We start from the raw sequence: 14534 nt of genomic DNA on the forward strand, positions 1-14534 counted from the left end.
CGCATGGTTCCTCCCCCCACCGGGAGCGGCGCCGCCGCCGACCCGGCGCCCGCCGAGGCGCCGGCGCTCCGCGACGCCTACGGCCAGTTCCGGCGGCTCACGCTGCTGATGCGCCCCTTCTGGCTTCCCCTGCTGCGGGGGATGGGGATGGGGGTGGTGGTGCAGCTGCTGGGGCTGGCCATGCCCTGGACCACCAAGGTGCTGGTGGACCAGGTGTACCCTTCCGGGAACGTGACGCTGCTGAACGTGGCGGTGGGCGCCGCGCTGGCCATCGGCGCCACCAGCCTGCTGCTGAACGGCGTCCAGAACTACTACAACCTCACCGTCAACACCCGCCTCAACAACGCCGCGGGGCTCCTCTTCTTCAACCACCTGCAGCACCTTCCCATGCGCTTCTTCGAGGAGAACCGCGTGGGCGAGCTGATGAGCCGCTTCGGCGACGTACGCCGCGCGCTGCAGAGCGTGGCCCGCGTGTTCCAGACGCTCTTCCTGCAGGGGCTCTACCTCCTCCTCGTCCCCCCCTTCCTCTTCCTGCTGCACTGGAAGCTGGCGGTGGTGGCGCTGGTCAGCATCCCCCTGACCACCGCGGTGATCGCGCTGTCGGGCGGCGCCATGCGCAAGCGCTGGAAGCGCAGCGCCGAGGCCTACGCCGACCTCTCGGCCTTCCAGACCGAGGCGTTCACCCAGATCCGCACCCTCAAGTCCATGGGGCTCGAGGGGCACACCTTCGCCCGCGCCCGCGACAAGCTGACGCGGGCGATGGACGTGGAGCTGCGCGCCGGCGGGCTGGGGCAGATGGTGACCAGCACCAACGGGATCCTGGGCGCGCTGAACACGGCGCTCCTCACCTGGCTGGGGTGGCACTACATCGTCAGCGGGTCGATGACGCTGGGCGACTACATCGCCTTCACCGCCTACAGCGGCTACCTGTACGGCCCCATCAACCAGATGGTGGGCCTCTTCTCCGAGTTCCAGCAGTCGGCGGTCAACCTGGGCCGCATGTTCGAGTACCTCGACGGCGAGCCCGAGCAGGACCCCCAGGGCGCGTACCGGGGCGAGGCCCCGCCCGCCGTGCACACCATCGCCCGGGGCGAGGTGGTGCTGGAGGACGTCGTCTTCGGCTACGCGCCGGAGAAGCGCGCGCTGGACGGGGTGAGCCTGCGGATGGCGCCGGGGACGGTCACGGCCATCGTGGGCCCCAGCGGCTCGGGGAAGACGTCGCTGCTGCGCCTGCTCACGCGGCTGGAGCACGCCGGCGGCGGGCGGATCCTGATCGACGGCGTACCCGTCTCGCGCATCCCCCTGGCCGACCTGCGCCGCCAGGTGTCGGTGGTGTGGCAGGAGTACAGCCTGCTCTCCGGCACGGTGTGGGAGAACCTGACGCTGGGGATGGGCGCCGTGCCTCCCGAGCGGGTGTACCGCGCCTGCCGCCACGCGCAGGCCGACGACTTCATCCGCACCCTCCCCAACGGCTACCGCACCACCGTGGCCGAGGCGGGGATGAGCCTGTCGGGGGGGCAGCGGCAGCGGATCGCCATCGCGCGGGCGCTGGTGCGCGGCGCGCCCATCCTGCTGCTCGACGAGGCCACCGCCAACGTCGACATGGCCACGGAGGCGCGCATCCTGGAGACGCTGGTGCGCGAGTACCGCGACCACACCGTGGTGTTCGTCACCCACCGCATCGCCATGGCGCGCCACGCCGACCAGGTGTGCGTGCTGGAGAACGGCCGCGTGGCCGGGGTGGGGCCGCACGCGGCGCTGCTGCGCGAGTGCGAGGCGTACCAGCGCCTGCACGGCGGCCCGGTCTCCGTTCCCGCGGCGCCGGCGGCGGCGCCCCTCGCGGCGGCGGCCTCGTGAGCCCCGTCGCCCGCCCCCCGCGCGCCCCCGTCGCGCCGCGGGACCCCGCCGTGGAGGCGCGTGAGCGCTTCGCGCGCTTCGCCCCGGGCGTCCGCGCGGCGCGCCCGCCGAGCGCGGCCGAGGCGCGGATCCTGGACGCGTGCGCGGTCCCGCGCACCCTGCGCGAGCACGCCGCCGAGTGCGCGCGGGCGATTCCTCCCGCGCTGCTCGCCGGAGACGGCGGCGCCGTGCCCGCGGGGCGCGCGGCGCTGGAGGCGGCCGCCCTGGAGCGGCTCCGCCGCCTGGCCGGCGAGGGGCACCTGGTGGCCGAGGCGGAGCTCCTCGGCTGGCTGGGCGCGCGGCTCGAGGCGGGCGCCGGCTCATCTCCCGCGCCGCGCATCGGCGCGCTCTGCATCCCCACGCGCAACCGCCCCGGCACCCTCGCGCGCGGGCTGGAGAGCTGGCTCGAGCACGGCGCACGCCACGGGCGGGAAACGGAGGTGGTGGTGCTGGACGACAGCGACTCGGCCGACGCACGCGCGGAGAACCGGCGGACGCTGCGCGCGCTGGCCGGCCGCCATCGCCGCGCCGCCTTCGCCGCCGACCACGCGCGGCGGGGCGCGTACGCGCGCGTCCTCGCGGCCGCCGCCGGCGTGCCGGAGGAGACGGCCCGCTTCGCGCTGCTCGGCGACGCCCGCCTGGGCGCGACCTACGGCGCCACCCGCAACGCGCTCCTCCTGGACGGCGCGGGCGGGCTCTGCCTGCAGGTGGACGACGACACCCTGGCCACCGTCTGCCGCCCGCCCGGCGCCCGCGAGGAGCTGGCGCTCGCCCTCGCGCCCGACCCCAACGAGTACTGGTTCGCCTCCTCGTTCGACGCCGCGCTGGCGGCGGTGGAGGTGGTGGACGAGGACTTCCTGGCCGTCCACGAGCGCCTGCTGGGGAGCACGCCGGGGGAGTGCGCCGCCTCGGGGCGGAGCGGGCCCGCGCGGGTGGGCGTTCCCTGGGACGAGGCGTACCTGGCGCGGGTCTCCGAGCCGGGCGCGCGCGTGGCCGTGAGCTTCGGGGGGATCGTGGGCGACTGCGGGGGGCCGGGGCGCGCCCAGTGGCGGCTGGCGCTGCGCGGCCCCTCGCTGGAGCGCCTCGCCGCCGGCGCGGACGGGTTCGCGGCGCGGCTCCGCGCGCGGCAGCTGGTGAAGTGCACCACCCGCGCCGGCCTGGGCACGGGCGCGTACTGCATGGCGGGGAACATGGGGGTGGACCTGCGCGTCCTCCTCCCCCCGTTCGTCCCCGGCGGGATCGCCGAGGACGCGCTCTTCGGCACCCTGCGCGCGGCGCTCTTCCCCCGGCTGCTGAGCGGCTTCGTTCCTCGCGCCATCGTCCACCGTCCCCATCCTCCCCGTCCCGACCCGGCCCTCCCCGTCCCCCTGTCGACGTACGCCAACGGGGTGACCGGCGCGCTGGTGGCGGAGCATCTCGCCACCGGTCCGGCCGGCGAGGGCGCGGAGGCGCTGGGGATCCTCGGCGCGCATCTCGAGGCGCTCGGCGCGCTCGAGGCGGACGCGTTCGCCGCGCGGGTGCGGGAGGCGATGGGGCGGGCGGCGGCCGCGGCGGTGAGGCAGATGGAAACGCTGCTCGCCGCCACCCGCGGCGCGCCCCCGCATTGGCGCGCCGCCGTGGAGGAGAGCCGCCGCGAGACCGCGACGCTGCTGGAGCGCGAGGACCCGTCGGCCCCCGCCGACCTGCCGGGGAGCGACGATGCGCGGCGCGCGGCCTTCCGGCTCCTGCTGCGCGGCTACGGCCGGGTGCTGCGGAGCTGGCCGGCGCTGGTGGAGGCGGCCGCGGAGCTGCGCGGCCGCGGCGTGCGCCTGGCGGAGCCCGCGTGAGCCGCGGCGTTCCCCCGGTCGGCCGCCTCCGCGCCGCCGATCCCGGCGTGACGGCGTACATGCGCGTCCGCGCGCGGGAGACGGGCGCGCCGCCGCCGGCGACGGAATGGACGCCGCTGGACCAGGTCTCCCCCTACCTGGCGTTCGCGGTGGTGAAGGCGGAGGACCCGCGCTTCTTCCGCCACCGCGGAATCCACTGGCGGTCGGTGGCGGACGCGGCGTGGGGCGCGCTGCGCGGGTGGGGGGCGCGGGGGGCCAGCACCCTCACGCAGCAGCTCGCGCGCAACCTCTACCTCTCTCCCGCCCGCAGCGTGGGGCGCAAGGCGCGCGAGGCGATCCTCGCGCTGCGGATGGAGCGGGCGCTGGACAAGGCGCGCATCCTGGAGCTGTACCTGAACGTGGTGGAGTGGGGCGACGGGACGTGGGGCGTGGCGCAGGCCGCGCGCCGCTGGATGGATCGCCGTCCGGCCGAGCTGGACGCGCACGACGCGGCGCTGCTGGCCGCCCTCCTCCCCGCGCCGCGCCGGGCGCTGGAGGGGAACAACGCCAACCGCGCCTGGTGGGTGCAGCGCTACGTCCTCTTCCAGCTCTATCACGCCGGCCACCTGACGGCGGACGAATGGCGCGCGGGCGTGGCCCGGGCCACTTCGCTCTGCCGGCTGACCCACGCGGGGGTGGCGCTGGACGAGGCCGTGCGGAGGGTGCGCGAGGCGCTCCCCGCACCGGTGCCGGAACGGCGCGGGCTGGAGATGGGGGCGCTCCTGGCCGACGGATTCGGCGTGGACCGCCACGTCCTCTTCCACGAGACAGTGCGCACGTGGGAGCGCCTGCGCCGGCGGCCGTCCGCGCGGGTGCCCGCGCCGTCGGCCTGAGGCCGATGGAGCGCAAACCTCCATCCTGAGGCCCGCGAAGGACGCGCCTATTCGGCCTGCGTGCGCTAAGTAAAGGTGGTTTCGAACCGCAACATGTGAAGTAGACGACGGATTACGGCTGATTGGTACAGGACGCGGTGGAGACTCCCGCGTTACCGGCGTGGGACGCGCCACTCAGGGCCGTCCCCGGCAGGGCCCGGACTTCGCCGGAGCCCCGATCACCCACCTCCTCGGGAGGAAAGACATGCACGCGAAGCTGAACCTGAGTCTCGACGAACTGCGCATCCGTACCTTTACGCCCACCCTGGAAGAGGACGCCCCCGAGGGCGCCGTGCACGCGCTGTGCGGCGACTGCTCGAACTGCTCCGGCTGCACCGGCTGCTCGAACTGTTCGGACTGCAGCAACTGCTCGGACTGCAGCAACTGCTCGGACTGCACCGGCTGCTCGGACTGCACCAACTGCTCGAACTGCACCGAGTGCACCTCGTCGACCTGCTTCATCTTCACGCTGTACTGATCCGCCCCGGCGGGACCCGGGCATGCCTCTCCGCGAGGCATGCCCGGTGCCCCCGCCGGCACGAACGAACCTTTTCGCCGCGGGGCGATGCACGAACGGCTGACACTGACGCTCGAGGCGCTGCGGGTGCGGACCTTCGCCACCACGCCGGCGCCGCACGGCGAGACGGACGACGACGACTGCGGCGAGTGCACCGAGGCCACGCGCTGCACCGACTGGACGCGCTGCACCCGCTGCACCTGGCCCAGCTGCATCGCCACGGAGGACGATGGCCCCGACTGCCTTCCCGGCACCGTTGCCTGACGCGGCGGCGGCGCTCGCCCCGGCGGACCGCGGCGGCGGCCTCGCCCGCCTCTACGCGCCGCTGCCGCGCCCGCGCTGGGCGCGCGGCACCACGGGCCGCGGCGTGCGCGTGGCGGTGATCGACAGCGGGTGGGACCACGCGCTGCGCGTTCCCGGGCTGCGGCTGCGCCCCGGCGTCTCCTTCGCCGGCGGCGCGGGCGCGCCCCCGGCCGACGACGGAGACCGGATCGGGCACGGGACGGCGTGCATCTCCACCCTCTTCCGCGTGGCGCCGGAGGCAGAGATCTGCCCCGTGCGCGTGTTCGGCGACGCCTTCGACACCTCGGTGGCGGCGCTGCGCGCGGCGCTGGAGTGGGCGGTGCGCGAGCGCTTCGACGTGATCAGCCTGAGCCTGTGGACGCCGCGCGCCGACGCGCTCGTCCCCCTCTACGCCGCCTGCGAGGAGGCGCGGCGGTCCGGCGTGGTGATCGTCGCCGCCGCGCCGGACGATCCGCGGACGGAGCACGTCTATCCCGCCGTGTTCGGCAGCGTGCTGAGCGTGGGCGAGGGCCCCTTCGGCGACCCGTTCGACTATGCCTTCCGCCACGGCGCGGCGGTGGAGTGCCTGGCCGCGCCGGGCGACCACGGCGCCGTGCTCTGGCGAGGCGGGCCGCGCGACGGGATGTGGGGCTCCAGCTTCGCCGCGCCGAACGTGGCGGGGATCGCCGCCCTGCTGTGCGAGCGCCACCCCGGCGCGGGGCTCGAGGAGGTGCGCGGCCACCTGGCGCGCCACGCCCGCCCGCTCCCCGCCGACGCGGAGGCCGTGCGCGAGACCCGCCGCGCGGCCGGGCGCACCGCGCACGACGCGGCGCGGCAACCATCTTCTTCTCCGGACCCCCGAGACGCATGACCACGCTCGCGCCCCCGGCGCCCGAAACGCAAACCGACACCGAGCCGCTCGCCGAGGGCGGCGGCCTGTTCCCGCACTTCGTCTGCCGCCTGTCGGGGCTTCCCGTCGACGCGGTCGAGTCGCTGCGCGCGCCGCGCTGCGAGGCGCTGCTCGAGCGGCTCCGCGACGTCGAGCAGGCGCTGGCCGCGGCGCGCGAGCCGGTGTCGGCGCTCCTCTTCGAGGCGGTGCGGGCGGAGGAATCCCCGGAGACCCGCAAGCAGCTGGTGAACCTCCGCCGCGACCTCTTCAACCTCCGTCCCGCCCGCCCGGCGGCGCTGGAGGCGGCGCGAACGGCGCTTTCTCCCGACGCCCAGGCCGGGGTCGAAGCGTTCGCGGCGCGGCTGGACGAGCGCGGCCGGGTACTCGGCGAGCTGCGCGCGCGCTACGCGGAAGAGACGCGCGCCGCGCGGACCCGCTTCCGCGCGCTGCTGGGGGAGGAAGACTTCCAGAAGGGGCTCCTCCTTTCCAGCCCCGCGCTGCACACCGCGCAGGCGCGCTACCTGGAGAGCGACGCCGGCCGGCCCGGGGGGAAGGCGGAGAAGACGGAGCGCGGGCTGCTGCGCTACTTCACCCGCACGGCGATGAAGGCCACCCCGTTCGGCACCCTGTGCGCGATCGTTCCCGGCGAGGTGGTGCCGGCGGCGCCGGGCGAGCGCGGCGCGCGGCTGCGGCTGGGCGGCGACCCGCGGCGCAAGCGCAGCTCCACGCGGCTGAACAAGCAGATCTGCGGGGTGATCACGCGCTGGGTGAAGGCGAACCCCGCGCTGCGGCCCTTCCTGGAGGTCGAGCTGAACCCCACCCTCTCCGACGAGGGCGAGGAGATGGCGTTCCTGGCCGTCCACAGGGAGCGCGAGGTGTTCCAGCGCATCGAGAAGAACCCGGTGCTGGAGCTGGTGGCCGACGAGCTGGCCGCGCGCCCCCGCGTGTCGCTGAGCGAGCTGGCGCGCGCGCTGGCCGCCAGCCCCGCGGTGGACGCCGGCGAGGACGTGGCGCTGGCCTACCTCGAGAAGCTGGCGGAGGCCGGCTTCCTCCGCTTCCGGCTGGGGATCCGCGAGCAGGACGCCGACTGGGACCTCCCGCTCCGCGCCCTGCTCGAGCGCACGGGCGACCCCGGCGCGCTGCGGCTGGCCGCGCTCCTGGGCACGCTGCGCGAGCGGGCCGGGCGGTACGACGCGGCCGGGCCGGAGGAGCGCATCCGTCTCCTCGCCGACACCCGCGCGGAGCTGGAGGAGGCGCGCGCGGCGCTGAAGCTGCGCGGCCCCGGCTTCGCCGCGAACCTTCCCTTCCTGGAAGATTCCACCGCCGACGTCCCCGTCACCCTCGCGCGCACCCCCGAGGTGCGCGCGCTGGAGGAAACGCTGGCCGGGCTGGTGCGGCTGGCGCGCCGGGTGGCGGCCAACCGCGGCGAGCAGGCCGAGATGCGCCACTGGTTCGAGGCGCACTACGGCCCCGACGCCGCGCCGGTCCCGCTCCTGGCCTTCTTCGAGGACTTCAGCCGCGAGCACCTGAAGCCGCACGCCCTCCTCCAGCGCCGCGGCGATCCGGGCGAGCTCCCCGCGGGATACCGCCCTTCCAACCCCTTCGGCCTCCCCTTCATCGACGGGCTGCGCCGCGCCGAGCGCGCGCTGTCGGACCTGGTCTCGGCACGCTGGGCCGCCGCGCCCGGCGCCGAGGAGGTGGCGCTCTCGCGCGGAGACCTCGAGGCGGTGCTGGGCGGCGTTCCCGCGATGAGCCCCGACCCGGCCTCGGCGGCGGCGTTCGCCGAGCTGGTGGGGGCCGACGCGGGAGGAACGGCCCGGCTCATCCTCACCAAGAGCGCGTTCGGGATGGGGTTCGGGAAGTTCTTCTCCCGCTTCCTCCCGCTCTTCCCCGCGCGGGTGCAGCGCGACCTGCAGGAGGCCAACCGCGGCCCGGCCGACGGGTTCATGGCCGAGATCTGCGGCGACGGCAACCACAACGCCAACCTCCATCCCCCACTGGTGGCGCGGGAGATCAGCTATCCCACCGGCGAGAGCGGGGTGGCCGAGGAGCAGGTGCCCTCCACCGACATCGTCGTCGCCCCGCACCCGGCCGATCCGCGCGCGCTCTGCCTGGTGCACGCCCCCACCGGCGAGCGGGTGGTGCCGGTGGACCTGGGGATCGTGAACCCCGGCTCGCGCCCGCCGCTGTACCAGCTCCTCTCGCGCTTCACCCCGCCGGTGGAGCTGTACCTGCGCCTCCCCGAGCATCCCTTCCACCTGGCGGGGATCCTCCGCGACCCCGCGCTGGAGCCCGCCGGGCCCGCCGAGCGCGCCGCGCGCGAGGCGGCGGAGCGCGAGGCGCTGGACCGCTACCTCACCTCCGTCACCCACGCCCCGCGGATCGTCTACGAGGGGTGCATCGTCCTGCGGCGGCGGCAGTGGGTGGTCCCCGCGTCGCTCCTTCCGCGGCAGGGCGCCGACGAGGCGCCGCTCGACTTCTTCCTGCGCGTGGACCGGTGGCGGCGCGAGCACGGCATCCCGCGCGAGGTTTACGCCTCCATCCAGCCGCTTCTCGTGCTCCCGGGCGGGGGTGGGGGGATGGACGAGGTGAACGGGCGCCCGGTGCCGCGCCGGGTGAGCCGCGCCTCGCTCAACCACCGGAAGCCGCAGTACGTCGACTTCGCCAGCCCGCTGCTGGTGGGGCTCTTCGGCCACTTCGCGCCGGACGACGGCGACGCCTACTCGGTGCTGCTCGCGGAGCGCCTCCCCGGGGGGGATGAGCTTCCCGAGTTCGAGGGGCGGCGCTACGCGGCGGAACAGATCATCCAGGTGAACCTGTCCCATGCTCCTGGCGAGTGACCCCGCGCCCCCGGCGCCGTGCGCCCTCTTCCACGCGCCGGGCCACGCGTGGCTCTCGGCGCACCTCTTCGTCCGCGGCAACGTCTACGGGCCCCCGGGCGACCGGGTGATCCTGGAGGTGGTCGACCCGTTCGTCCGCCACTGCCTGGAGCGCGGGTGGATCGCCGGCTTCTTCTTCATCCGCTACGGCGAGCTGGGGCCGCACGTGCGGCTGCGGATGTACGGCGATCCCGGCGTCCTCGCGGGCGAGGTCTCCCCCGCGCTGGAGGCGTGGCTGCAGGACGCGCCCGCGGGCCTGCTGGCGGCGCCGCGCGAGGAGCCCACGGCCGTCACCCGCCCCTCGCGGGCCGAGGCGCTCCGCTGGATCGCGTACGAGCCCGAGGTGGAGCGGTACGGCGGCGATGAGGGGATGATGCTGGCCGAGACGCTCTTCCGCGCATCGAGCGAGGCCTGCATCGAGCTGATGCGCGGCGCCGCGCTGGCCGACCGCTCCGTGCGGCTGGGGCGGGCGCTCCCCGCGCTGGTCGTGTCCCTCGCCCTCTTCGGGGGCGACGCCAGGCGCGCGGCCGAGCTGGCCCGTCTGCATCGCGACTCGTTCGTGGGCGACCCCGAGGTCGGGGGGGACAAGGGTTATGCGGAGGTGTTCGACGCGGGGATGGCGGCGCAGGAAGCGACGGTGCGCGACCGGGTGGAGGCGTTCTGGACGGCCGCGCGCGAGGGCGTCCCCCTTCCCGCGCCGCTGGACGGCTACCTCGACGGGCTCGCGGCCCACCGCGCGCGGCTGCGCGCGGCGGTGGAGGCGGGGCGGCTGGTGCTCGGCGGGAAGAGGGTGGAGACGTGGGACGAGGCGTGCCGCGGGCTCCTTCCCAGCTACGGCCACATGACGTGCAACCGCCTGGGCGTCACCTATCGCGAGGAAGGCTTCCTGCTCCACATGATCGCCCGCGTGCTGGGCGGCGGCGAATCCCCGCGCCCCGCGGCGGTGCGCCCGGCCGGCCTTGCGCGCGTCCCCGCGGACCGGGTGGGCGATGGATACGAGCAGGTGGTGATCCGCGCGGACCTCGAGGCGCCGTACCTCGAGGCGTACCGGCGGGTGCGAGCGCTGGGGGGGATCCTGACCTCCAGCGGGGGGATCCGGGAGCTCCGCGCGGCCGCCGCGCCGGGGCGCAGCCGCACCAGCGTGCACTACACCGGGCGCGCGATCGACCTCTACATCCGCACCGGGATGCAGGGGCCGGACGACCGCTACGCGATCGTCCGCGACGGGGGGACGGACGAGCGTCCGCTCTGGCGGGTGTACTGCGCCGGCGAGCCGCCCGACCCCGCCGACCCGCTCCACGACCCCGCGCTGGTGCGGGAGATGGAGCTGGAGTGCGCGCTCTGGCGGCCGGGGGGGATCGAGACGGTGCGGCGGCGCGGCCGGTGGATCTGCCTGACCGACCTCCTGGCCGAGGCCGGCTGGCACCGCATCCCCGCGCGCGCGGACTGGCGCGACAACTACCTGTCCGTGGAGTGGTGGCACTTCCAGCACCACGGCGGCCTGGTCGCCGGCCACACGCGCTTCGGCGACGAGCTTCTCCGCGCCTGGCCCGCCTCGCGCGTGGCGGAGAGCGGGCTGGCGCTCGACGCCGTCTGGACCGGCCTCTCCTTCGACCCGCCGGAGTGATCGAGAAGAATCATACTGGCTGCCGTAATTGATTGTGCATTCCGATCGGATGTCATTCCGAGCGGCGCCGCTGCTCCGAATCTTCAATCGCGTCGATGCCGGGCGGCGCCCGAGGAATCTGTGGCATGCGTCCAAGCGACAGGCGGCTTGTGGCTCGGGAGCCGGCCACAGATTCCTCAGGCGCCATGACCTGGCATGGAGGATAGGGCGGCGCAGCGCCTTCGGAATGACATTCCCATCCCTTCCTCCAATGCACAGTTGGTCCGGAAATTCGGTATCACATCACACAGCCACAGAGGGCACGGAGATCAAAAGAGAGGCACAGAGGACCGCGATGGGTTCTCTGTGCCTTCGTGATCTCCGTGCCCTCTGTGTGAAAAAACCGGATCGCCGATTATCGAGCGGTATCCGGTGACGCGGCGGGCGGCGGGTCCTGGCGCAGCCAGTGCTCCAGCAGCGCCCGCTGCTCCGCCGTGGGCGCGTCCGCCGGGCGCAGCACCAGGCGCTGCGGCGGGGCGAACTCCACCGGCAGCTGCAGCGTCAGCAGCTCGTCGCGGCGGAAGACGGTGAGGAGCGCGGTGGAGCCGGGCGCCTTCTCCTGCATCCGCATCCCCAGCGACATGGCGTCCACGCGCAGGCCGTCGAGCGCCACGATCTCGTCGCCCGCGCCGACGCCGGCGCGCCACGCCGGGGTCCCCGCCAGCACGTTGCCCACGATCGTCTTCCCGCCCTCGAACTTGAACTGGAAGCCGATCCTGGCCTCGCGCGGGCCCTCCGCGGGCGGCGGCGGCGGAGATCCGGGCGCGGCGGGCGGACGCGGCTGCTCGTGCGCGGGGATCAGCGCCAGGCCCGCCTCCGCCAGCCGCGGCGCGAAGTCCAGCTCCTCGGGCGTGCGCAGCCAGCGGTCGAACAGCGGCTTCAGGTCCACTCCCGCCACCTCCGACGCCACCTCCTCCACCCGCCGCTCCGGGAAGCCCACGTCGGGGCGGCCGGACTCGGCCCACAGCGCGCGCATCACGTCGTCCAGCGAGCGCTGGTTCCCCGTGGCGCGGCGGATCTCCAGGTCCAGCAGCAGCGCCACCAGTCCCCCCTTGTGGTAGTAGGAGATGGTGGCGTTGGGGGAGTTGGCGTCGGGCCGGTAGAACTTGATCCACGCGTCGAAGCTGGCGTCCTCCAGCGGCTGCACCAGACGGCCGGGGATGCCCAGCAGCCGCGTGATCTGCTCCGCCGTCTTCTCCAGGTATCGCTGCGGGGAGATGATCCCGGCGCGGCGCAGGATCAGGTCCGTGTAGTAGGTGGTGATCCCCTCCACCACCCACAGCTCGCGCGTGTAGCTCTCGCGCACGTAGTCGAACGGGCCGAGGACGGCCGGGCGGATGCGCTTGCCGTTCCACGCGTGGAAGAGCTCGTGCGCGACCAGCCCCAGGAAGCTCTCGTACTGCGGCCCGCGGAAGCTCCACCGGTCGGCCACCAGCACGGTGGAGTCGCGGTGCTCCAGCCCCCCCGAGCCGCCGGGAATGAGGTGGAGGATGATGGTGTACGACCGGTACGGCAGCTCGCCGAACAGCGCCTTCTCGGTGCGGACGATCTTCGTGGTGTCGGCCACCAGCCGCTGCGGATCGTAGTTGCCGCGCCCCCAGATCGCGTAGCGGTGGGGAACGCCGTCGACCTCGAACTCGATCAGCGAGTGCGTGCCGATCTCCAGCGGGCTGTCGGCCAGCTCGTCGTAGTGCGCGGCCCGGAAGACGTTCGGCTCCGTCTCCTCCATCGCCGTGGTCGCGCGCCACCCCTGCGGCGCGCGCACCTCCAGCCGCACCTCGTCGCCCTCGCGCCCCTCCAGGTACATGAAGACGGAGGGGCCGTTGACGAAGCCGTGCGACGCGTCGAGGTGGCTGGTGCGGACGGAGAGCTCGTCGGCGTGGACGAGGTACCGCGCGCGGAGCCGGCCGTCCGACGGCGCGGCGACCTCCCAGGTGTTCTTGTCGGCCTTGCGCGAGGCCAGGAGGTTCCCCGCGCCGTCGGCCGCGGCGAAGGTCACCACGTTGCGCGGGAACTCGCGGATCAGGTACGAGCCGGGCGTCCACGACGGCATCACCAGCCGGGCGGGCGCCGTCACGCCGTCGGCCTCGACGTCGACCAGGAAGTGGTGCGACTGCGGCTCGGCTAGGGTAAGCCGGTAGATGACGCGCGGCATCAGCGGCGGCCGCGGCGGCGCAGCTTCGACTTCTTCTTCCGCCCCCGCCACACCAGCGTGGCCGCCGCGCCCGCGGCGATCCCCGTGACGATGGCGGCGGGGTTGAAGAAGCGCGTCGCGCCCGACTCCTTGAGGATGTTCCCCGCCATGAACAGCACGTTGGCCGGGCGCTCGGCCAGCCGGCGCATCAGGTACGGGTACCAGCTGTCGCCGAAGGGAACGTAGACGCGGACGTTGTACCCCTCCTCGCGCAGCCGCGTCTGCAGGTCGCGGCGCACGCCGTACAGCATCTGGAACTCGAAGCTCTCCTTGGGGATCCCCTGCTCGAACACGAACTGGCGGGCGTGCTCGATGATGGCCTCGTCGTGGGTGGCGATGGCCGGATACTTCCCCGCCTCGAGCAGGCGCTCCATCTCCTCCACGAACGCGCGGTCCACGTCGGCCTTGTCGGGGAAGGCCACCTCGTCGGGCTCCTTGTACGCGCCCTTCACCAGGCGGACGCGCGAGCCGAGCTCGATCAGCCGCTCCAGGTCGTCGGGCGTGCGGCGGAGGTAGCTCTGCAGCACCGTTCCCGTGTTGTGGAAGCCGTCCTCCCACAGCGCCTCGACCAGCGACACGGTGCGCTCGGTGTAGTCGCTGCTCTCCATGTCCAGCCGCACGAAGACCTCGCCGTCGCCGTCGCCCAGCTCGCGGGCGCGCTGCAGCACCATCTCCACGTTCGTCCTGCAGAACTCTGGGTCGAGGTCGAGGCCCAGCTGCGTGGGCTTGACCGAGACGTTGGCCTCGATCCCGGTGCGCTCGATCGTCTCCAGAATGCGGACGATCATGGCGGTGGCGGCCTCGGCCTCCTCGCGCGAGTTCACGCTCTCGCCCAGGAAGTCCAGCGACACGGCCAGCCCGGCGCGGTTCAGCGCGCGCGCGGCCTGCACCGCGTCTTCCAGCGTGTCGCCGGCCACGAAGCGCATGGCCAGGCTGCGCGAGATGGGCGCGCGGGTGATCACGCTCTTGGCGGCCGAGCTTTCGCTGAGCAGGAGAAGGCTTTCCTTGAGCATCTGCCTCTGGCTTCGGGTGTGTCCGGGGAGACGGCGGTGCGGCTCAGCCCTCGTCGTCGGCGCGGGCGCGGATGGTCGCGTCGAGCACCTCGCGCACGCGGGCCAGCGGGAGCGCCTCGAGCGCGGCGCGGGCCTCGTCCTCGCTGGCGGCGGTGGCCAGGTCGTCCGTCTCCAGGTGGCCCATGATGGCCGTGCCGGTCTGCGCCCAGCGGATGAAGACGAGGTACGCGCTGTACGGCGCCGCGGGGTCGCCGCTCTCGTCGGTCTCCACCGCGGCGGTGTACGGCTCGCCGTCGCACCCCTCGAAGGCGGCGGCGCGGCCGTGCACCGCCTGGTAGCCGCCCAGCGTCTCGTCGGTGACGTCCGGCGGGGTGACGGGGTTCAGCCGGTCTTCCGCGCTGGCGTACTTCATGGGCGGGCAAAGTACCGGGGGATGGGGATGTACGAAAGTACGGGGTTGC

At 74.3% G+C, this 14534-nt stretch carries 11 protein-coding genes; 8 read left to right on the top strand and 3 right to left on the bottom strand.

The window, feature by feature from the left end:
• Window positions 1-3: 3 nt before the first annotated feature.
• From VF092_15810 to VF092_15845, 8 genes are all read left to right on the top strand, one after another.
• Complete coding sequence (locus tag VF092_15810; GenBank protein HEX6748763.1) at window positions 4-1857, top strand: peptidase domain-containing ABC transporter; 1854 nt, start codon at window positions 4-6, stop codon at window positions 1855-1857.
• Window positions 1854-3722 carry a hypothetical protein gene (locus VF092_15815; protein ID HEX6748764.1) on the top strand — a complete coding sequence of 623 codons (1869 nt, stop codon included), beginning with the start codon at window positions 1854-1856 and terminating at the stop codon, window positions 3720-3722. Before VF092_15810 ends, VF092_15815 begins: the two co-directional genes overlap by 4 nt.
• Window positions 3719-4594, top strand: a complete 876-nt coding sequence (locus VF092_15820; protein HEX6748765.1) for a biosynthetic peptidoglycan transglycosylase — start codon at window positions 3719-3721, stop codon at window positions 4592-4594. The genes VF092_15815 and VF092_15820 overlap by 4 nt, the downstream gene beginning before the upstream one ends.
• A gap of 244 nt (window positions 4595-4838) precedes the next feature.
• Window positions 4839-5111 (top strand): hypothetical protein, encoded by a 273-nt coding sequence (locus VF092_15825; GenBank protein ID HEX6748766.1) that lies wholly within the window; start codon window positions 4839-4841, stop codon window positions 5109-5111.
• 87 nt (window positions 5112-5198) lie between these two features.
• Window positions 5199-5414 (top strand): hypothetical protein, encoded by a 216-nt coding sequence (locus tag VF092_15830; protein ID HEX6748767.1) that lies wholly within the window; start codon window positions 5199-5201, stop codon window positions 5412-5414.
• A complete protein-coding gene (locus VF092_15835) occupies window positions 5407-6303 on the top strand; it encodes a S8 family serine peptidase (protein ID HEX6748768.1) in 897 nt (298 codons plus the stop codon). The genes VF092_15830 and VF092_15835 overlap by 8 nt, the downstream gene beginning before the upstream one ends.
• A complete protein-coding gene (locus VF092_15840; GenBank protein ID HEX6748769.1) occupies window positions 6300-9161 on the top strand; it encodes a lantibiotic dehydratase in 2862 nt (953 codons plus the stop codon). Before VF092_15835 ends, VF092_15840 begins: the two co-directional genes overlap by 4 nt.
• A complete protein-coding gene (locus tag VF092_15845; protein HEX6748770.1) occupies window positions 9145-10827 on the top strand; it encodes a thiopeptide-type bacteriocin biosynthesis protein in 1683 nt (560 codons plus the stop codon). Before VF092_15840 ends, VF092_15845 begins: the two co-directional genes overlap by 17 nt.
• A 394-nt stretch (window positions 10828-11221) precedes the next feature.
• Here VF092_15845 and VF092_15850 read toward each other — a convergent pair whose 3' ends face one another.
• From VF092_15850 to VF092_15860, 3 genes are read right to left on the bottom strand one after another with little or no spacing between them, the layout of a single operon-like run.
• Complete coding sequence (locus VF092_15850; protein ID HEX6748771.1) at window positions 11222-13021, bottom strand: PDZ domain-containing protein; 1800 nt, start codon at window positions 13019-13021, stop codon at window positions 11222-11224.
• Window positions 13021-14073, bottom strand: a complete 1053-nt coding sequence (locus tag VF092_15855; protein HEX6748772.1) for a proline dehydrogenase family protein — start codon at window positions 14071-14073, stop codon at window positions 13021-13023. The genes VF092_15850 and VF092_15855 overlap by 1 nt, the downstream gene beginning before the upstream one ends.
• Before the next feature lie 43 nt (window positions 14074-14116).
• Entirely contained in the window at window positions 14117-14485 is a 369-nt protein-coding gene (locus VF092_15860; protein ID HEX6748773.1) for a hypothetical protein, read from the bottom strand.
• Window positions 14486-14534 lie beyond the last annotated feature (49 nt).

Origin of the sequence: Longimicrobium sp. (assembly GCA_036377595.1) — a bacterium.
Taxonomy (GTDB): Bacteria; Gemmatimonadota; Gemmatimonadetes; order Longimicrobiales; family Longimicrobiaceae; genus Longimicrobium.